The organism is Yersinia massiliensis (genome assembly GCF_003048255.1).
GTDB classification, from domain to species: domain Bacteria; phylum Pseudomonadota; class Gammaproteobacteria; order Enterobacterales; family Enterobacteriaceae; genus Yersinia; species Yersinia massiliensis_A.
This window is the reverse complement of record NZ_CP028487.1, coordinates 4925740-4946797: the sequence shown is the minus strand read 5'-3', so window position 1 is coordinate 4946797 and position 21058 is coordinate 4925740. Positions and strand designations below refer to the sequence as shown.

Here is a 21058-nt window from a genome sequence, read left to right as displayed (position 1 = left end):
CATGATACAGCCAGATTGGATTGTTATGCACTGCGGCGCAACAATCCCTGTTTTTTTAACCAGACTAACAAAATCGAGATAGCAGCTGGCGTGATACCAGAAATGCGTGAAGCCTGCCCGATCGAGTTAGGTTTATGATCATTAAGCTTAGCAATGACTTCATTCGATAAGCCAGAGACCTGACGATAATCGAGATCGGCTGGCAATAAGGTATTTTCATTGCGTAACTGTTTTTCAATCTCTTCCTGCTGACGGGCGATATAGCCTTCATATTTTACTTGAATTTCAACTTGATCCGCTGCTTGAGGGTCCGTTAGCGTTGGACCAAAAGAAGGCAAAGTCGTCAACAAGCGGTAGTCAATTTCAGGACGACGTAGTAATTCTTCACCGTTTGCTTCTTTTGACAATGGTGCTTTCAATAATGCATTGATCTCATTAACGTTCTCTGAGTTAGGATGCACCCAAATATCACGCAAGCGCTGACGCTCTTTTTCGATCTGCTCAATTTTCTGGCTAAAGTGAGCCCAACGTTCATCGTCAACCAACCCTAACTTACGCCCCATCTCGGTTAAGCGTAAATCGGCATTATCTTCACGTAGCATCAAACGATATTCTGCACGTGAGGTAAACATGCGATAGGGTTCTTTGGTGCCTAAGGTGCTCAAATCGTCCACCAGCACGCCAAGGTAAGCTTCATCACGACGAGGTGACCATCCGTCTTCATCGTTCGCAAAACGGCCCGCATTAAGCCCAGCAAGCAGCCCTTGAGCCGCTGCTTCTTCATAGCCGGTTGTTCCATTGATTTGTCCGGCAAAGAACAAACCTTGAATATATTTACTTTCCAGCGTTGGTTTCAGATCACGTGGATCAAAGAAATCATACTCAATGGCATAACCTGGTCGAACAATACGCGCGTTTTCTAGCCCTTTCATCGAACGGACAATTTGCATTTGAACATCGAAAGGCAAACTGGTTGAAATACCATTCGGGTAGATCTCGTTACTCGTTAAGCCTTCAGGTTCAAGGAAGATCTGATGTGAATTACGATCAGCAAAACGCATAACTTTGTCTTCGATCGATGGGCAGTAACGTGGCCCGATCCCTTCAATGATCCCTGCATACATTGGGCTACGATCGAGATTATTACGGATCACTTCATGCGTTTTTTCATTGGTATAAGTGATGTGGCACGCCATCTGCTCAGGGTGCTGTTCTGCATGACCAAGGAAAGAAAATACGGGAATAGGTGTATCACCTAGCTGAGGAGTCAGCTGGCTAAAATCGATGGTTCGCGCATCAATACGTGGCGGCGTACCTGTCTTCAGGCGATTAACACGTAGTGGTAATTCTCTGAGGCGCTGTGACAGTGAGATTGACGGCGGATCACCGGCTCGGCCACCACTGTAATTTTCTAGCCCAATATGAATTTTGCCATCAAGGAAAGTCCCCACCGTGAGGACAACCGCTTTAGCACGGAATTTAAGGCCCATTTTAGTGACCGCACCAACAACGCGATCATTTTCAACGATGAGATCTTCTACAGGTTGTTGGAAGATCATCAAGTTAGGCTGATTTTCTAGTGCGGTACGGACAGCTTGGCGATACAGCACTCGGTCTGCTTGTGCACGAGTCGCTCGCACCGCTGGCCCTTTGCTGCCGTTTAGTATCCTAAACTGAATCCCGGCGAGGTCGGTTGCTTTTGCCATTAAGCCACCCAGAGCATCGATCTCTTTGACCAAATGTCCCTTACCGATACCGCCAATCGCTGGGTTACAAGACATCTGTCCCAGTGTGTCGATGTTATGCGTCAGCAATAAGGTCTGACGTCCCATGCGTGCCGCTGCCATTGCAGCTTCCGTGCCGGCATGGCCACCACCAATGATGATGACGTCAAATTGATCTGGATAAAACATGGTACTGCACCTCGCCGTTATGCGAATTTCTGTGTTTGCCCTGGGGTGGGGGATTCTACTCAAGTTTAGACGATCGACCAAGTAGCTTAGGATCGCCTTTAATTAAAAGAAGATCTTTTTATTTAAAGATCTCTTTATTAGATCTCTTATTAGGATCATGATCCTCTGTGGATAAGTGATTATTCACATGAAAGATCATAGGATTAAGGACGATCTATTGTTGTGAATGATCGGTGATCCTATTGCGTATAAGCTGGGATCTAAATGGCCTGTTATGCACAGGCACTTTGAGGTCACAAGGTTGTTATGTGGATATATACTGGTTTTACCCTGCTTTTAAGCATACTTATACACATTCGTTCGCGTGATCTTTAAGCAAATTAGAGCAAATTAATCCAATTTTTAACCCATACCTCAGCTGGATCCTCAGGAATTTCGTGTTGAATGACGTCAATTTCTAAAATATCACCCAACCTTTTTGCTCCCTGAACGATCAACTGTTGATCCAATCGTCTTATGGCACCGCAGAAAGTGTCATATTCTGAACTGCCCAAACCAACTGCACCAAAACTGACCTGAGACAAATCCGGCTTCTGTTGTTCGATTTGTTCTAATAATGGTTGTAGGTTATCGGGTAGATCACCTGCGCCATGGGTTGATGTGACAATCAGCCACATACCACTGAGCGTGAGTTCATCTAATTCTGGACCATGAAGCGTTTCTGTTGTGAAACCCGCCTCTTCTAATTTCTCAGCTAAATGTTCAGCAACGTATTCCGCACTGCCAAGCGTACTGCCACTGATCAAGGTAATGTCAGCCATATAGAACCCAACCGAAGTAATGAGCCGGTATTGTACGCTGTGAATCAGCTGGGATCTACCTGTGGATAATGTGGGTATAGTTATGATTGGATTACGGCACGATGGTCCGCATGATGGGGTTTTGCAGGGAAATGAGTGTCTCTGTAGATTGGATCTCATCAATCGTCTGGATCTTGTTGATAAGTACTTGTTGAAGGGCGTCGATTGATTTACACATCACTTTGATAAAGATGCTGTAATGCCCTGTTGTGTAATAAGCCTCAGTCACTTCTTCTAAACTTTCTAGTTTTTTCAGTGCTGAAGGGTAATCCTTGGCACTTTTTAAAATAATCCCGATAAAACAGCACACGTCATAACCCAGTTTCTTTGGATTTACATGCACGCAAGCCCCGGTGATGATGCCTGCCTGACGCATTTTCTCTACTCGTACATGAATGGTGCCAGGACTGACACCAAAATTTTTTGCTAATTCAGCATAGGGTGTACGTGCATTTTCCATTAATGCGTTGAGGATGCCGCGATCGAGATTATCGATCTGATAAATTTCGCCCATAATAGCCCCCTTTTTTTATTGAATATTCAATTATAGCGCTAAAAAAATGAATGATTAAAACTGTAATGGTAATATTTATTATTGGATATTGAATTTAATACTCATTCTGTTGCTTAATCGATGACAAGCCAAACGGCATAACCAAATTTGCATAACACGCAACCACGAATTGAGAAGACGGCAATGAAAAAACAATTTATCCAAAAACAACAACAAATCAGCTTCGTAAAATCCTTCTTTTCTCGCCAATTGGAACAGCAATTGGGTCTGATTGAGGTTCAGGCACCCATTCTGAGCCGCGTGGGCGATGGTACTCAAGATAACCTTTCTGGTTCTGAAAAAGCCGTTCAGGTCAAAGTGAAAACCTTACCAGATGCTACTTTTGAAGTGGTTCATTCATTGGCGAAGTGGAAACGTAAAACCTTAGGGCGTTTTGATTTTGGCGCTGATCAAGGTCTGTATACCCATATGAAAGCATTGCGTCCTGATGAAGATCGCCTGAGTGCTATTCATTCTGTGTATGTTGATCAGTGGGATTGGGAGCGTGTCATGGGGGATGGTGAACGTAACCTGGCCTACCTGAAATCCACCGTTAACAAGATTTATACCGCCATAAAAGAAACGGAAGCTGCTGCTAGCGCTGAATTTGGTATCAAACCATTCTTGCCAGAGCAGATTCATTTTGTGCATAGCGAAACCCTGCGTTCTCGCTTCCCTGATTTGGATGCGAAAGGCCGTGAACGTGCCATCGCTAAAGAGTTGGGTGCCGTCTTCCTCATCGGTATCGGTGGCAAGTTAGCCGATGGTCAATCCCATGATGTGCGTGCACCAGATTATGATGACTGGACGTCGCCTAGCGCGGAAGGTTTTGCTGGCTTAAACGGTGACATCATTGTCTGGAACCCTGTGCTGGAAGATGCTTTCGAAATTTCGTCCATGGGGATTCGCGTCGATGCTGAGGCACTTAAACGCCAACTCGCCCTTACGGCTGATGAAGATCGTTTAAAACTGGAATGGCACCAATCACTGCTCAAGGGGGAAATGCCACAAACCATCGGTGGCGGTATTGGCCAATCCCGTTTAGTGATGTTATTGCTGCAACAACAACACATTGGTCAAGTTCAATGTGGTGTGTGGGGGCCTGAGATTAGCGAGAAAGTTGCTGGCCTGCTGTAATACGCTTCATACTTGGCGTAGCAACGGGGTTAGCTGCAACGTCAAGTATTTTAGGGATATTATCTCCTTAGACCTGCTATTGCTGAATAAGCTGTAGCGGGTTTTTTTAACGTAAGTCGTTTTTTACTCTATGCTGTAGGTGGCATAATTATATGCCTCGTATCATGTTTTCTTTATATAACTACATGCAAGGTCGCTGACGTTATGGCCCTAATTCACCCCTTTCATCATTATTTACATGCTCGCCCAAGATTGTTGTTTTCAGCTGGCGCAGGTGTCATCACATATTTTCTGCTACCCACGCATTACACACTTTTATTGCGCTTGATGGTGAGCTGGAATGTTTCCGCTTGGCTCTATTTACTCTTTCTATGGTTGCAACTGTTACGTACTAGCCCTGCCCAAATCGGCAAAATAGCTAAGGTGCAAGATGAAAGTGCCACCATGGTTTTGACGATCGTCAGTATGGCGTGTTTAGCCAGTATTCTGGTGATTTTGTTTGAATTGAGTACGGCAAACCAATTGTCAGGTTCAGCCAAAGCATTTCATTTAATCCTGACGGGGCTGACGTTGTTGGTGTCATGGTTATTACTCCCGACGGCATTTACCATGCATTATGCCCATTTATTCTATCTCCCTCGGGATAAGTCAGAGACCATTCTCCCTTTGCTTTTCCCTAAAGAGGTTGCCACCCCTTCCTATTGGGATTTTCTTTATTTCTCATTCACGATTGGGGTAGCTTCACAAACCGCGGATGTTTCTACTGGGACGTCGGATATTCGCCGCGTGGTGTTATTGCAGTCGGTCTTATCCTTTATCTTTAATATGACGATATTGGGGCTATCGATTAACGTCGGCGCCGGCTTATTGAATTAACGTTTCCAGCGGCGCATTAAGCGGCTTTTTAAGCCTGTATCAAAGCGCCAAATATGATCAAAAATACGCATGATACCGGGCTTGCCATAGGCCGACATTGCCACAGCATGGAAACGGTGTTGGTGTGCTTGTTGCTGGATTTTTATCTTGCGGATCAACTCATCGGGTAGCCGTTGGGCAATGAAGTCTGAAATGATCACTGCATCAGCGTCATACCACTCTCTCTCCTCCATTTTGTTTAACGTACTGGCGAGGCAAGCGGCTAAATCAGTACCACCATGAAAATGCTGGCTGAGAAAACGTATCGCTTGTTCAATGCCGCTGGCTGACGATAATTCGTAGTGAATGATTTCGCTAGCAAATAGCATGATGTAACAGCGGCGATTATCAGCCAAAGCAATACGCAGTAGTGCCAAGCAAAATGCCTTGGCGCACTGTTCGTTAAATCCCCCCATGGAGCCTGAAGTATCCACGCAAACAATAAAAGGGCCGCGCGGTTGTTCATCGTGACTCTTCAGGCTAACGGGCCGTTGTAAGGTTTTTTCCTGCCAGTTATCCCCCTGCAAACGGTAGGTCAACAAACGTCGTTCCAGTAAACGGCGGTAAAACTCAAATTCCAGTTCACTCATCCCCAACATCACCAATTCTGTTGGTAGTAGCCGCAAAATATCATTGCTTTGATGAATGCCACTAACTTCTTCTGGCACGGTATCGGGCTGACGCACCATTAAGGTATAGGGCTCGTAGCGTGCATCGGGTGTGGGTTGTGCTTTAGCTGAACGGCTACGGCCCAATTGCTCAGCTAATTGCTGCAATTCAGGTTGATGCTGTAGAAAATCACCGTATTGCAGTAATAATTGATAATCACCGCGCTGTAGATGGCTTTGACTCATATCCCAAAGCCGCCCAGCGGCACCATCATTGGTAGCCAATATGGGTTCTAGCGCCCCACTAAGCGCGAGTCGCTGTTGTAATTCGGCTAAAAGTTGTTCTCGTTCTTGCTCGAGCAGTTGGTGATGAATCGTGATGGTTTGTAGCGTGAGGCTGATGCGCCAACGCTGCAAAAATAGCGTTTGTAGGCTATCGCCAACTTGTGGATTTCTTGCTAAATCAGCGGATTGTAGCAATGTATACGCCTGCGCAGCGAAGGGAGAATGCATCTGTTGCAACTGCGCTACTATCTCTGGCAGGTGAGCATAAAATTGCGGACTGCTCTCCAATAGGCTCTGTTGGTATAAGACAAATTCATTCGCTAGGCTTGGGGGAACTTTCGCCTCACGGATACGTTGCTGCAAGTTTTGCTTCCAGCCGGGAATATCCTTCATCAATGCGCGTTTGATACGCGGGAATTTTTCAAAAAATAGCGCCAATTGAGGTGATGCCAGCAATCCCACCACCATCTCTTCAATTAGCTCACTTTCACTGATGGAAAGCAGCAGATCGAGTGTTGCCAAGCTGAGCATCGATTAGTGCCCACTTAATTTTTGTTGCTGCTGTTTTAGTTGTTCTGCAACCTGCAACAGACTCGCTTCTATTTTTGCCAGCCAAGCAGAAGGAGTGAACAAACAGGGTTGATGCTGGCTGAATAACCGCCGTTGCTCGTTCAGGTTATTTTCAAGTTCTGCTAATGCCACCAGCAACTCCGGCGGCACGCTGGTGGTCACCGCGCCAGGCTGGGAGAGTATTGATGACTGTCGACTCACATCTAATACGGTGATATGTAGGTGATCATCAATCTCTGCATCGATGGATTGTGCATAACCGATACCATTTAACTTCGCGCGTAAAACGCCCCCTTTACTTAACCATTGAGCGAGAGCATCTTTCTCAATTTGTAGGTGATTGACTTGAATATCATGCAAGTTAAGCGGTTTTTGCAGCAAAAGTGTTAGCGTACTGTCGGTAAGTGATTCTGGCAGTACATATTGCTGTTTACGGCTGAACATACCATTTTGTTTAGTTACGGTGAGTGCTTGATGGTCGCTTTGTTGTTGTTGATGCTGTAACCATTGGCCATGAATATTTTGCAGTTTCATGAGTAAACTATGCTGCTGATATCCCTGTTCCGTTAACAGTTGCTCAAGTTGTTGTTGCAATAGTTTTAGGGAACTGAGGTCATGCCACAGGCAATCTTTCAATAGAATTAAGTCAATCGGGGTAACTTCGGTTCGGCCACTGAAAAAAGCGCTGGCTTGCAGTAGGCGCAATGCTTTTTTCCAACGCCGATCAGAGACGTAAGGCGCATGTTCTTGTGCACTGAGCTGCTGGCGTAATTGAAAAATAAGCTCGAAACAGTGGTCGGGTAAGGTAATTTTGTCGATTAAAGGTTGCCACTGTTGGAACTCTTCATCGCTGATACTGAGGTTTTCTGCCACCGGATTATGATTTTCGTTTTGTCGGCTGAGTAACAGTGAACGGAAATTTTGCTTCTCTTGTACGCGATCTAGCCATAGGCGGATCAGCATTCGGTCATAAAGTGCTTCTAGGCTACTGTCAGCATCGGGTAGCTCATTGGACGCAGTCACCAGTAAGCGCATCGGGATACTGTCTTCTCGGTCACCATTACGAAAACGCCGTTCGTTAATAGCCGTCAACAAGGTATTCAGGATAGCGGGGCCAGCTTTCCAAATTTCATCAAGGAAGACGATTTCAGCTTCTGGCAGGTAACCACTGGTCATGCGTTGATAACGCCCTTCTTCTTTTAGTGCCTGAATGGAAAGCGGGCCAAATACCTCTTCAGGTGTGGAAAAACGAGTCATCAGGTATTCAAATGCTCTGGCATGACGGAAGGCAAATTTCAGGCGGCGAGCAATCAAGCTTTTAGCGATACCCGGCGGACCGAGCAGGAAGACACTCTCACCACTGAGCGCAGCTAATAAACACAGGCGGATAGCTTCCTGTCTTTCATACAGACCACTTTCAAGGGCACTGCTCAATCGAGAGATTCTTTCAGCTAATTGCGATGATTGCGCCATAATTGTTCTACATGTTCCGTTAGTTGATTGATTTTTACCTGATAAGAGCAAATAAATCCTCTTTTTCTGAGTAAGATAGCGCTTTGATTACTAATATATTTGTATTACAGAACATTTGTAGCCGACTCATTTTGACCATTATCATATTACTATTTAAGAGTAGGCAATCTATTGAAATGGTGCATACTGTGCGCCTTTTAGTGGGCGTCAAGTTATACCCATCATCAAAATGAACGGGGTAAAGAACGGGGTTTCGCGGTTCTTAAACGCACACATCAGGCTATGGACGTTCTAGCAAAAAGAAATCAACTATGAGCACAGACCATAAACAGTCTTTATCGGCGGTAACCTTAGCAGCAATTGGGGTCGTTTACGGGGATATAGGGACTAGCCCGCTCTATACTTTGAGAGAGTGCTTTTCTGGTCATTATGGATTTGATGTCCGCCCAGATGTGGTGTTTGGTTTTTTATCGCTGATTTTCTGGATGCTCATCCTGATCGTCTCGGTTAAATATCTCACCTACGTGATGCGCGCGGATAACGCCGGTGAAGGGGGCATTTTAACGTTAATGTCCTTAGCGGGGCGCAATACCTCTTCCCGAACCACATCAATATTGGTCATTCTTGGGCTGATTGGCGGCAGCTTCTTCTATGGTGAAGTTGTCATCACGCCAGCAATATCGGTCATGTCAGCCATTGAAGGGTTAGAAATTGCCGCGCCTGCGCTTGATCCTTATATTGTCCCCTGCTCTATTGCGGTATTAACGCTGCTTTTTGTGATTCAAAAACACGGCACGGGGAGCGTTGGGAAACTCTTTGCCCCCGTCATGCTGGTGTGGTTCCTAACACTGGCATTACTCGGTTTGCGCAGTATTATCGCGAATCCCGAAGTTTTATCGGCACTGAATCCAAAATGGGCGATAGCATTCTTTACGGAATATAAAACGGTCTCATTTTATGCCCTTGGCGCAGTGGTACTGGCGATAACTGGGGTGGAAGCGCTGTATGCGGATATGGGGCATTTCGGTAAATTCCCTATCCGTTTAGCGTGGTTTACCGTGGTGTTACCGTCATTGGTACTGAACTATTTTGGTCAGGGTGCATTATTACTGAAGAACCCTGAAGCCATCAAAAATCCCTTCTTCCTGTTAGCGCCAGATTGGGCATTGATCCCACTGCTAGTGCTGGCGACACTGGCGACAGTCATTGCTTCACAAGCTGTTATTTCCGGCGTTTTCTCGCTCACTCGGCAGGCTGTGCGTTTAGGCTATTTACCGCCGATGCGCATTATCCATACCTCCGAAATGGAGTCTGGCCAGATTTACATTCCAGTCATTAACTGGACGCTGTATCTGGCGGTCGTACTGGTGATTGTTGGCTTCGAACGCTCCAGCAATTTGGCTGCCGCTTACGGTATTGCCGTAACGGGAACGATGGTTATCACCAGTATTCTGTTCTGTACGGTGGCGCTGAAAAATTGGCACTGGAACCGTGCTTTTGTCGGGTGCCTGCTGGTGGTTTTGCTGCTTATCGATGTTCCGATGTTCTCAGCCAACGCATTGAAATTGTTCTCTGGCGGTTGGTTGCCACTTTCTCTCGGTCTCGTGATGTTTATCATCATGACCACATGGAAGAGCGAGCGTTTCAGCTTACTACGGCGTATGCACGAACACGGTAATTCACTGGAGGCGATGATTGCGTCACTAGAGAAATCACCGCCTGTACGGGTGACAGGCACTGCGGTGTACATGTCTCGGGCAATGAATGTCATTCCTTTTGCATTACTGCATAACCTTAAGCATAACAAAGTGCTACATGAGCGGGTTGTGTTACTGACGTTGCGAACCGAAGATGCCCCTTACGTACATAACGTCAAACGGGTGACTATTGAGCAGCTCTCGCCGACTTTCTGGCGAGTGGTTGCCAGCTACGGTTGGCGCGAAACACCGAATGTGGAGGAAATTTTCCACCGCTGCGGCCTAGAGGGCTTGCCGTGTCAGATGATGGAAACCTCGTTCTTTATGTCCCACGAATCGCTCATTTTAACTCGGCGACCTTGGTATCTATTCCTGAGAGGCAAACTGTTTATTGCCCTTAGCCGTAATGCACTGCGGGCTGCCGATCAGTTTGAGATCCCCCCTAACCGAGTGATTGAGCTCGGGACGCAAGTCGAGATTTAACCTAGAGGCCGCGATAATAAGCGGCCTTTCTCATTTCAATGCCCCTCTCATTTATTCATTCAGCGAAACGTTTCGATGGCGATCACAATTTCATCAATTGAGGTTTGCCTTCTGCGCTATTTTTTCTAAACTCAGTATCAGCGAAACGTTTCGCTGTTGGAGTTGAAAATGAAAAAAGGCGCATTACTGAATTCTGAAATTTCTGCTGTTATCTCCCGCTTGGGTCATACCGATCAGCTGGTGATAGGTGATGCGGGGCTGCCGATACCGGCAACCACCACACGTATCGATCTGGCACTGACGCAAGGTGTCCCTGGTTTCCTACAGGTTCTTGAGGTGGTAACACAAGAAATGCAGGTTGAGATTGCGTACCTTGCACAGGAGATCGTCAAAAATAATCCGCAACTCCATGAAGCGTTACTCGCCCAGTTAACACAACTTGAGCAGCACCAGGGAAACCAAATAGTTTTACGCTATATCAGCCATGAAGCTTTTAAAGAACAAACTAAACAAAGCCGGGCAGTGATTCGTAGCGGGGAATGTTCCCCCTTTGCTAACATCATTCTCTGCTCCGGCGTAACCTTCTGAGGCATTTATGCAACCTTTGCTGCAACTGAAAGGGATTGATAAAGCCTTTCCCGGCGTCAAAGCACTCTCCGGTGCCGCGCTCAGCGTCTATCCTGGCAGGGTGATGGCACTGGTGGGCGAAAATGGGGCGGGAAAATCGACCATGATGAAAGTGCTGACGGGTATCTACAGTAAGGATGCCGGCAGTCAGCATTTCATGGGTAAAGAAGTGGTGTTTAATGGCCCAAAAGACTCGCAGGAAGCGGGCATTGGCATTATTCATCAGGAACTTAACCTGATCCCGCAACTAACCATCGCAGAAAACATCTTTTTAGGACGCGAGTTCGTTAATCGCTTTGGTGGCATCGATTGGAAAAAGATGTATGCCGAAGCTGATTTACTGTTGGCGCGCCTCAATATTCATTACAGCAGCCACCGGCTGGTGGGGGAATTGTCCATTGGTGATCAGCAAATGGTGGAAATCGCCAAAGTGCTGAGCTTTGAATCCAAAGTCATCATTATGGACGAACCCACTGACGCCCTTACTGATACCGAAACCGCTTCTCTATTTAACGTCATTAAAGAGTTGAAAGCTGAAGGCCGTGGCATCGTTTATATCTCTCATCGGCTAAAAGAAATTTTTGAAATTTGCGATGACGTTACTGTTTTCCGAGATGGGCAGTTCATTGCAGAAAAACCGGTTAGCGAGCTGACCGAAAATACCCTGATTGAGATGATGGTTGGCCGCAAGTTAGAAGAGCAATATCCACGCCTGAATTTACCCCGTGGCGAAAAGCGCTTGCAGGTCAAACAGCTGTGTGGCCCAGGCGTGAGTAATGTCAGTTTTACCTTGCATCGTGGTGAGATCCTCGGCGTGGCGGGTTTGATGGGCGCGGGTCGCACGGAATTGATGAAAATCATCTATGGCGCGCTACCACGTAAGTCCGGATTTATTATGTTGGATGGCCGTGAAGTGGTTACCCATTCACCTCAGGATGGTTTAGCAAACGGCATTGTTTACATTTCTGAAGATCGTAAGCGGGATGGCTTAGTGCTTGGCATGTCAGTTAAAGAGAATATGTCTTTGACTGCACTACGTTATTTCAGTCGCACGGGTGGTTCACTCAAACATGCGGACGAACAGCAGGCAGTCGCCGATTTCATTCGCTTATTTAATATCAAAACACCGTCCATGGAACAGCCTATTGGTTTGTTATCCGGTGGTAATCAGCAGAAAGTCGCGATTGCGCGCGGTTTGATGACTCGTCCGAAGGTATTGATCCTTGATGAGCCTACGCGTGGAGTTGACGTCGGGGCCAAAAAAGAGATTTACCAGTTAATCAATCAATTCAAAGAAGAAGGGTTGAGCATCATTCTTGTTTCCTCAGAAATGCCGGAAGTGCTCGGTATGAGTGACCGTATCCTTGTGATGCATGAAGGCCAGTTAAGCGGCGAGTTCTCGATTGAACAGGCTACCCAAGAAGTGTTGATGGCAGCAGCCGTCGGCAAACAATTTACTGATAAGTAGATTATCAATAAGCCCATTATTAATCAGTCGATCATCAATTAGCTGATTATTAATAGGTCATAGCGCGTAGAGCAGGAGTAACCAGATATGAGTTCCCAAACGATCCAGACAAAACGCTGGTTCAGTAAAGAATGGTTATTAGAACAAAAATCACTGATTGCGCTGCTGGTGCTGATTGCTGTGGTTTCGTCACTAAGCCCAAACTTTTTTACCGTCAATAACTTGTTTAACATTCTCCAGCAGACATCCGTCAACGCCATTATGGCCGTTGGGATGACACTGGTTATCCTGACTTCCGGTATTGATCTGTCAGTGGGGTCATTATTGGCACTGACCGGCGCAGTGGCCGCCTCAATCGTCGGATTAGAAGTTAATGCCTTGGTGGCCGTTGCCGCAGCACTGGCTCTGGGGGCATTCATTGGTGGTATTACTGGCGTCATCGTTGCCAAAGGTAAAGTGCAGGCGTTTATCGCCACACTGGTCATGATGCTGTTACTGCGTGGCGTGACCATGGTTTACACCAATGGTAGCCCGATCAATACCGGTTTCACTGATGTGGCAGACACCTTTGGCTGGTTCGGTATTGGTCGCCCATTCGGCATTCCAACGCCTATCTGGTTGATGGCAATCGTCTTTATTGCTGCATGGTACATGTTGCACCACACCCGTTTAGGTCGCTATATCTATGCGTTAGGCGGTAATGAGTCTGCCACACGGCTCTCTGGTATCAGTGTTGATAAAGTTAAAATTATTGTTTATTCGCTCTGTGGATTGTTAGCGGCATTGGCGGGAATTATCGAAGTGGCTCGCTTGTCGTCTGCGCAACCCACGGCCGGTACAGGTTATGAACTGGACGCCATTGCAGCCGTCGTTCTAGGCGGTACGAGCCTTGCGGGTGGGAAAGGGCGGATCGTCGGCACGCTGATCGGTGCGTTAATCCTCGGTTTCTTGAATAACGGTTTGAATTTATTGGGCGTCTCCTCTTACTACCAAATGATCGTGAAAGCAGTGGTTATCTTGCTCGCGGTGTTGGTAGATAACAAAAAGCAGTAGGCTATTTTACGCAGCAATAATGCCTACTAAATTGAATTTGCTAAATCCCTACAGGAATAGTGACCATGAAAATGAAGAAACTGGCTACCTTGATCTCAGTTGTTGCATTAAGCGCCACCGTCAGTGCTAATGCGCTGGCAAAAGACACTATCGCATTGGTTGTTTCCACGCTGAATAACCCGTTCTTTGTTTCAATGAAAGAGGGTGCCCAAAAAGAAGCAGACAAACTGGGTTACAACTTGGTGGTCTTGGATTCGCAAAACAACCCTGCTAAAGAGCTGGCGAACGTGCAGGACTTAACCGTTCGTGGCACTAAAATTCTGCTGATTAACCCAACAGACTCAGATGCTGTGGGTAACGCAGTAAAAATGGCAAATCAGGCTAACATTCCAGTTATCACCCTTGACCGTCTGGCTAACGCGGGCACTGTGGTGAGCCACGTTGCATCTGATAACCGTTTCGGCGGCAAAATGGCCGGTGATTTTATTGCCAAGAAATTGGGTAGCGATGCGAAAGTTATTCAGTTGGAAGGGATTGCTGGGGCATCTGCCGCCCGTGAACGTGGCGAAGGCTTTAAACAGTCAATGGAAAAGAACAAATTCCAATTACTGGCCAGCCAACCTGCTGATTTTGACCGCACTAAGGGCTTGAACGTCATGCAGAACTTGCTGACTGCGCATCCGACCGTGCAGGCTGTTTTTGCTCAGAACGATGAAATGGCATTGGGTGCATTGCGTGCCTTGCAGACCGCAGGCAAAACAGATGTGCTAGTGGTAGGGTTTGACGGCACCGACGATGGGATTAAAGCGGTTGAAAGCGGTAAACTGGGCGCAACTATCGCTCAACGCCCTGACCAAATTGGTGTGATTGGCGTTGAAACAGCAGATAAAGTCTTAAAAGGCGAGAAAGTACAGGCTGTTATCCCCGTTGACTTGAAGTTAGTCACCAAATAAAGATCAATTAAAATACCCATGGTAATTGAAGTTGCAGGAAATAATCCTGCAACTTCAAGGACAAAGGAATAAATACGATGGAAACAGGTAAGCTGGTGGTCCTCGGCAGTATCAATGCCGACCATATTCTGAACATTGAGCAGTTTCCACGTCCGGGTGAAACGGTGATCGGGAAGCAGTATAACGTTGCTTTCGGTGGCAAAGGCGCGAATCAGGCTGTTGCCGCTGGCCGTAGTGGGGCGAATATCGCGTTTATTGCTTGTGTGGGTGAAGATGATATTGGTGAACGAGTACGTCGGCAATTAGCCAGCGATAAGATTGATACCACTCCAATCGAGGCTGTTGTCGGAACGACTACAGGTGTGGCACTGATTTTCGTCAATGGTGAAGGTGAGAACGTTATTGGTATCAACGCGGGTGCGAATGCTGCTGTGACACCTGACTACCTCAGCCGATACCAACAACAAGTCATTGATGCTGAAGCATTACTCATGCAATTAGAATCCCCACTTGAGACAGTGATTGCTGCGGCTAAATTGGCGAAGCAGCATCAGACGAAGGTGATTCTAAATCCGGCCCCTGCGCGTGAGCTCCCCGATGAGCTGTTAACGCTGGTGGATATGATTACCCCGAATGAAACCGAAGCTGAGCGTTTAACGGGTATTCATATTGAGCAAGATGACGATGCCGCGAAAGCCGCACAAATTTTGCACGATAAAGGGATTGCAACAGTGATCATTACTTTGGGTAGCCGAGGCGTTTGGCTCAGCGAACAGGGTAAAGGTCAATTGGTTGCAGGTTTCAAAGTGAATGCGGTAGATACCATTGCTGCTGGTGATACGTTTAATGGCGCTTTACTCACCGCATTATTAGAAGGCCAAACAATGGGCCTCGCAGTACGTTTTGCTCATGCAGCCGCCGCGATTGCAGTGACTCGTGCGGGGGCGCAACCCTCTATTCCATGGCGAGCTGAGATCGACCGCTTCTTACAAGGCCAGGTATAACTTTGGCCACTATGAAAGATGTCGCCCGTTTAGCGGGCGTCTCAACATCGACTGTTTCCCATGTGATTAACAAAAATCGCTTTGTCAGCGACCCTATCCGCGACAAAGTGCAATCGGCTATTCGTCAACTCAACTATGCCCCTTCTGCGTTGGCCCGTAGCCTAAAACTGAAACAAACTCAGACTATTGGCATGCTGGTCACCGCCAGTAGTAACCCCTTTTATGCTGAAGTGGTTCGTGGTGTAGAACGCAGTTGTTATGAGCGCGGTTATAGTTTGATTCTGTGTAATACCGAAGGCGATATCGATCGCATGAGCCGTAGTCTTGAAACCTTAATGCAAAAACGGGTCGATGGTCTGCTGTTAATGTGTACCGAAAGTCATCGTCCTTCCCAAGATATTCTGCGTTGTTATCCCTCGTTGCCGATCATAATGATGGACTGGGCACCGTTCGAGGGCGTGAACGATGTCATTCAAGATAACTCGTTATTTGGCGGAGAAATGGCAACCTCATATCTGATTGCCAGAGGCTATACCCGAATCGCCTGTATTGCCGGGCCACAGGATAAAACTCCAGCGAAAGAACGTTTGGAAGGTTACCGTCAAGCCATGACACGTGCTGGTTTACCGGTGCCGAATGGCTATGAAGTTGCCAGTGATTTTGAATTTGGGGGTGGTTTGGCCGCCATGCAGCAGTTACTTGAACTGCCGGAGCCACCTGATGCCGTGTTTACCAGTAATGATGCCATGGCTGTTGGGGTCTATCAGGCCTTGCATCAGGCTGGGTTATCGATTCCGCAAGATATGGCTGTTATCGGCTACGATGATATTGAAATCGCACAATACATGACACCACCGTTAACCACGATTCATCAGCCAAAAGATGACCTTGGCGAACTGGCCATTGATACGCTGATTCATCGATTGAATAACCCGGAAGCGGAACCACAAATCCTGATTCTCACTCCCGAGTTGATCGAGCGTGGGTCGGTCGCTATTCGTTAAACTTCACTCTCTGCAGGGCGCGAGACTTTTTTAACATTGCGGCCCTGAATTAAGTTGTCGCCATCTTTTGGTTTGAGTAATAAGAACACCGCAGAGGAGAATAATGTCACCACGCCCATCGTAATAAAGGTGTAATGGAAGTGATCGACATTATTGCCAAACGACATCCCATCATAAAACCGTAATACCACCGCACTGATGGCAACCCCAAAACTGATAGCTAATTGTTGAGTAACAGCCAGAACACTGTTGCCTGAACTGGCATTGTTATCGGTTAAGTCTGCCAAGGTGATGGTATTCATGGCCGTGAACTGAGTCGACATCGCCATACCCAAAACAAAGAGTGGCAAGATCATCAACCAAGGCGACATGCCCGGTGATTGCAACGCAAATAATGCAATTAGCACACCGATAATGGCAGTGACACTCACTAAGACTTTGCGATAGCCCAGCGAACGTAATACCTGCGTCACGGCTGATTTCGCCATCATCGAACCAATGGCCGTGGGTGCCATCATGCAACCGGCAATAATGGCGGAGTAACCAAATCCAACCTGTAACATCAGTGGCATTAAGAACGGTACGCAACCTGTTCCTAATCGTGAGGCTACGTTCCCCGCAATACCCACCGAAAAGGTTCTGGTTTTGAATAGTGGCAAACCAATTAATGGATTCGGGTGGCCTTTGGCGTGGAATATATAGAAGAGAAGCATCAACAAACCGCTAATTAGCGTCAGGGCAGGTAGATAACTGGCAATATCGGGTCGCCCCATGATCTCTAAACTGACGGAAATAAGCACCAAACTACTACCGAACAGCAGGAAGCCGATAAAATCAAACGCGCGTTTAGGCATGGTGAAGTCAGGCATGAATTTACGTGCGTAAATAATGCCTAATATACCGATTGGGATATTAAGGATAAAAATCCAGTGCCAAGTGGCGTAAGTCACCAGTAGTCCGCCCAGTAGCGGCCCCAAAACTGGCCCAATTAATCCTGGAATCGTGACAAAATTGAGTACCGGTAACAATTCACTACGCGGATAGGCTCGAATAAGTGCAAGCCGAGCGACGGGCATCATCATCGCCCCACCGATACCTTGAATCACGCGTGAGGCAACGAGAAATGGCAATGAGCCTGACAGTGCACACAAAAGCGATCCCAGCGTAAAGAGAGATACCGCCAAAATAAAAACCCGCCGAGTGCCAAAACGGTCTGCTAACCATCCACTAACAGGAATCAACATGGCGACGGTTAGGGTATAGCTGATAATGGCGGATTGCATGGTCAATGGTGACCTGTTGAGGCTTTCCGCGATTGATGGCAAAGCGGTATTCAGTATGGTGGCATCCAAAGCCTGCATAAAGAAAGCCATGGCGGCTATCCAAGGAAGACCCGCCATGCTACGCGCAGATTTTATCATTGTCCGTCCTGATTTTATCGAGAGAGTGTTAGTACCCTCTTTCTATATAGAGATATAAATAACATCTCGCGGCTAATCTTTCTCTTTTAATAACACTTGGCAGGCTAATAAGGCCCCTTGGCTATCACTGGCGAGAATGGCATCAACAATATCCTGATGGTGTTGCAGCTGAAGTACTTCATCGCCGGTAATGGCACGAAAATAACTGTGATATACCGAACTGAACAAATTAGCGAAAGACGTCAAGAATGGGTTACCACTGGCTTCATAGATTAACTGATGAAACTGAGCATCCACCTGAATCCATCGCTCACGGTTAAAGTGGTTATGCAGCGCCCGCATCTCTGCAATTAATGAAGCTAGCAGCACGCGCTGTTCCTCATTGGCATTTATTGCGGCGAGTGAACAAGCTTGCGGCTCAAGTGATGTCCTTAATATAAGGAAGTGCTGCATCACTTGATCGAAATTCTCTTTGTTCATCCACCAGGTCAATAATTCCTGATCAAGGTAGTTCCAATTTGTTTTGGGCATCACTCGGGTACCAATACGGGGGCGTGGTAATAACATCCCTTTTGCTGCGAGCATTTTCACCGCTTCACGCACTGCTGTACGACTGACACCAAACTGTTCACCCAACTCTATCTCGCCAGGCAAGATGCTACCGGCCTCATATTCACCTATTAGAATGCGCTGACCAATTTTTTCGGCCAACAGATATGAAAGATTACGTTGGGCGGCCTGTTGTTGGGTATTGAGTTGCATGGTGATTTGTCCTATCTGTCTTCTTATATTTCTATTTTACTCTACTGTTTCATTCATAGATTGAATGTTTAGCGTAATAATTGTTTAAAAACCCGCCTATTACTTCATTATTGCTGAAAAAAAACACGGTTGAAAACTTTTTTGAAATTAAGGGTTGCAGCCTGTCAGGAACTCCCTATAATGCGCCTCCACTGACCGGGAACAACGACATAAACATCGCCGGGTTAGGAAGTGATAAGCAAGTTCTTTAAACGAAAGTTAAAAAGAAAATCTTGACACTTCAGCGGGAAAGCGTATTATCTGCCTCCCGCGTTACCGTCAGATTAACCGCAAGGTTAACAGGTAACGAACGCTCTTTAACAATTTATCAGACAATCTGTGTGGGCACTCGCAAGACGATATCGAAGCCTGTTTCGACAGGCAGAAGCAATATCAAAGTCTTGAAGAGTGACCAAAGCAGTAAACATTTGAACCTCGGTTCGAATGCATATTTGCAGAAAGTAATCTTTGAGCATCGCTACCTCGGTAGCAAATCAAACAAATCTTAAATTGAAGAGTTTGATCATGGCTCAGATTGAACGCTGGCGGCAGGCCTAACACATGCAAGTCGAGCGGCAGCGGAAAGTAGCTTGCTACTTTGCCGGCGAGCGGCGGACGGGTGAGTAATGTCTGGGGATCTGCCTGATGGAGGGGGATAACTACTGGAAACGGTAGCTAATACCGCATGACCTCGAAAGAGCAAAGTGGGGGACCTTCGGGCCTCACGCCATCGGATGAACCCAGATGGGATTAGCTAGTAGGTGGGGTAATGGCTCACCTAGGCGACGATCCCTAGCTGGTCTGAGAGGATGACCAGCCACACTGGAACTGAGACACGGTCCAGACTCCTACGGGAGGCAGCAGTGGGGAATATTGCACAATGGGCGCAAGCCTGATGCAGCCATGCCGCGTGTGTGAAGAAGGCCTTCGGGTTGTAAAGCACTTTCAGCGAGGAGGAAGGCATTGTGGTTAATAACCGCAGTGATTGACGTTACTCGCAGAAGAAGCACCGGCTAACTCCGTGCCAGCAGCCGCGGTAATACGGAGGGTGCAAGCGTTAATCGGAATTACTGGGCGTAAAGCGCACGCAGGCGGTTTGTTAAGTCAGATGTGAAATCCCCGCGCTTAACGTGGGAACTGCATTTGAAACTGGCAAGCTAGAGTCTTGTAGAGGGGGGTAGAATTCCAGGTGTAGCGGTGAAATGCGTAGAGATCTGGAGGAATACCGGTGGCGAAGGCGGCCCCCTGGACAAAGACTGACGCTCAGGTGCGAAAGCGTGGGGAGCAAACAGGATTAGATACCCTGGTAGTCCACGCTGTAAACGATGTCGACTTGGAGGTTGTGCCCTTGAGGCGTGGCTTCCGGAGCTAACGCGTTAAGTCGACCGCCTGGGGAGTACGGCCGCAAGGTTAAAACTCAAATGAATTGACGGGGGCCCGCACAAGCGGTGGAGCATGTGGTTTAATTCGATGCAACGCGAAGAACCTTACCTACTCTTGACATCCACAGAACTTAGCAGAGATGCTTCGGTGCCTTCGGGAACTGTGAGACAGGTGCTGCATGGCTGTCGTCAGCTCGTGTTGTGAAATGTTGGGTTAAGTCCCGCAACGAGCGCAACCCTTATCCTTTGTTGCCAGCACGTAATGGTGGGAACTCAAGGGAGACTGCCGGTGACAAACCGGAGGAAGGTGGGGATGACGTCAAGTCATCATGGCCCTTACGAGTAGGGCTACACACGTGCTACAATGGCAGATACAAAGTGAAGCGAACTCGCGAGAGCAAGCGGACCACATAAAGTCTGTCGTAGTCCGGATTGGAGTCTGCAACTCGACTCCATGAAGTCGGAATCGCTAGTAATCGTAGATCAGAATGCTACGGTGAATACGTTCCCGGGCCTTGTACACACCGCCCGTCACACCATGGGAGTGGGTTGCAAAAGAAGTAGGTAGCTTAACCTTCGGGAGGGCGCTTACCACTTTGTGATTCATGACTGGGGTGAAGTCGTAACAAGGTAACCGTAGGGGAACCTGCGGTTGGATCACCTCCTTACCTCACGATACGCATTGCGTAGTGTCCACACAGATTGTCTGATGAATGTAATAGAGCAAAGCACCTGTTGATGAGGGTGATGATTGTGCGATAAAACCTCGGCATCGAGTTTTAACTGCATCAGTCGTTCGAATGTGTCACCACATTCTCACCTTTACACAAAAATACTGAATCAGTGATTCA

At 47.2% G+C, this 21058-nt stretch carries 16 protein-coding genes and 1 rRNA gene; 10 read left to right on the top strand and 7 right to left on the bottom strand.

Going from position 1 to position 21058, the window contains the following annotated elements; translation table 11 throughout:
* Window positions 1-23: 23 nt before the first annotated feature.
* The 3 genes from mnmG to asnC form a co-directional block, all read right to left on the bottom strand.
* Complete coding sequence (gene mnmG / locus DA391_RS22945; RefSeq protein WP_050287113.1) at window positions 24-1913, bottom strand: tRNA uridine-5-carboxymethylaminomethyl(34) synthesis enzyme MnmG; 1890 nt, start codon at window positions 1911-1913, stop codon at window positions 24-26.
* Between the two features lie 380 nt (window positions 1914-2293).
* Window positions 2294-2734 carry an FMN-binding protein MioC gene (gene mioC / locus DA391_RS22940; protein WP_050083537.1) on the bottom strand — a complete coding sequence of 147 codons (441 nt, stop codon included), beginning with the start codon at window positions 2732-2734 and terminating at the stop codon, window positions 2294-2296.
* Window positions 2735-2825: 91 nt separating this feature from the next.
* Window positions 2826-3287 (bottom strand): transcriptional regulator AsnC, encoded by a 462-nt coding sequence (asnC, locus tag DA391_RS22935; RefSeq protein ID WP_050083535.1) that lies wholly within the window; start codon window positions 3285-3287, stop codon window positions 2826-2828.
* Window positions 3288-3470: 183 nt separating this feature from the next.
* Between asnC and asnA the strand changes: the two genes are divergently transcribed.
* Window positions 3471-4463 carry an aspartate--ammonia ligase gene (asnA, locus tag DA391_RS22930; protein WP_019212620.1) on the top strand — a complete coding sequence of 331 codons (993 nt, stop codon included), beginning with the start codon at window positions 3471-3473 and terminating at the stop codon, window positions 4461-4463.
* Between the two features lie 204 nt (window positions 4464-4667).
* Window positions 4668-5339, top strand: coding sequence for a DUF1345 domain-containing protein (locus tag DA391_RS22925; protein WP_050083533.1), 672 nt, complete (start codon window positions 4668-4670; stop codon window positions 5337-5339).
* Here DA391_RS22925 and viaA read toward each other — a convergent pair.
* The gene (viaA, locus tag DA391_RS22920; RefSeq protein WP_108088226.1) at window positions 5336-6802 is read right to left on the bottom strand and encodes an ATPase RavA stimulator ViaA; all 1467 of its coding nucleotides are present in this window, start codon (window positions 6800-6802) and stop codon (window positions 5336-5338) included. The two genes, DA391_RS22925 and viaA, sit on opposite strands and share 4 nt — an antisense overlap.
* Before the next feature lie 3 nt (window positions 6803-6805).
* Window positions 6806-8314: an ATPase RavA gene (gene ravA / locus DA391_RS22915; RefSeq protein ID WP_108088225.1), complete on the bottom strand. Its 1509-nt coding sequence runs from the start codon at window positions 8312-8314 to the stop codon at window positions 6806-6808.
* A 311-nt stretch (window positions 8315-8625) separates the two neighbouring features.
* Between ravA and kup the strand changes: the two genes are divergently transcribed.
* The 7 genes from kup (at window position 8626) to rbsR (ending at window position 16603) form a co-directional block, all read left to right on the top strand.
* The gene (gene kup, locus DA391_RS22910) at window positions 8626-10494 is read left to right on the top strand and encodes a low affinity potassium transporter Kup (RefSeq protein ID WP_019212617.1); all 1869 of its coding nucleotides are present in this window, start codon (window positions 8626-8628) and stop codon (window positions 10492-10494) included.
* 168 nt (window positions 10495-10662) lie between these two features.
* Complete coding sequence (rbsD, locus tag DA391_RS22905) at window positions 10663-11082, top strand: D-ribose pyranase (RefSeq protein WP_049610329.1); 420 nt, start codon at window positions 10663-10665, stop codon at window positions 11080-11082.
* 7 nt (window positions 11083-11089) lie between these two features.
* Entirely contained in the window at window positions 11090-12589 is a 1500-nt protein-coding gene (rbsA, locus tag DA391_RS22900) for a ribose ABC transporter ATP-binding protein RbsA (RefSeq protein ID WP_019212615.1), read from the top strand.
* Window positions 12590-12676: 87 nt separating this feature from the next.
* Window positions 12677-13642, top strand: a complete 966-nt coding sequence (rbsC, locus tag DA391_RS22895; protein ID WP_019212614.1) for a ribose ABC transporter permease — start codon at window positions 12677-12679, stop codon at window positions 13640-13642.
* 65 nt (window positions 13643-13707) lie between these two features.
* Window positions 13708-14595, top strand: coding sequence for a ribose ABC transporter substrate-binding protein RbsB (gene rbsB, locus DA391_RS22890; RefSeq protein ID WP_019212613.1), 888 nt, complete (start codon window positions 13708-13710; stop codon window positions 14593-14595).
* A 77-nt stretch (window positions 14596-14672) separates the two neighbouring features.
* On the top strand, window positions 14673-15599 hold the full coding sequence (gene rbsK, locus DA391_RS22885; protein ID WP_050083530.1) for a ribokinase: 927 nt from the start codon (window positions 14673-14675) through the stop codon (window positions 15597-15599).
* 2 nt (window positions 15600-15601) lie between these two features.
* Complete coding sequence (gene rbsR, locus DA391_RS22880; protein WP_108088224.1) at window positions 15602-16603, top strand: ribose operon transcriptional repressor RbsR; 1002 nt, start codon at window positions 15602-15604, stop codon at window positions 16601-16603.
* On the opposite strand, the gene mdtD is transcribed toward rbsR, so the two are convergent.
* On the bottom strand, window positions 16600-18024 hold the full coding sequence (gene mdtD, locus DA391_RS22875) for a multidrug transporter subunit MdtD (protein ID WP_050083528.1): 1425 nt from the start codon (window positions 18022-18024) through the stop codon (window positions 16600-16602). The two genes, rbsR and mdtD, sit on opposite strands and share 4 nt — an antisense overlap.
* A gap of 72 nt (window positions 18025-18096) precedes the next feature.
* Complete coding sequence (locus tag DA391_RS22870) at window positions 18097-18786, bottom strand: FadR/GntR family transcriptional regulator (RefSeq protein ID WP_019212609.1); 690 nt, start codon at window positions 18784-18786, stop codon at window positions 18097-18099.
* Between the two features lie 546 nt (window positions 18787-19332).
* On the opposite strand from DA391_RS22870, the gene DA391_RS22860 reads away from it, so the two are divergent.
* Window positions 19333-20875 (top strand): 16S ribosomal RNA (locus DA391_RS22860).
* Window positions 20876-21058: the final 183 nt, after the last annotated feature.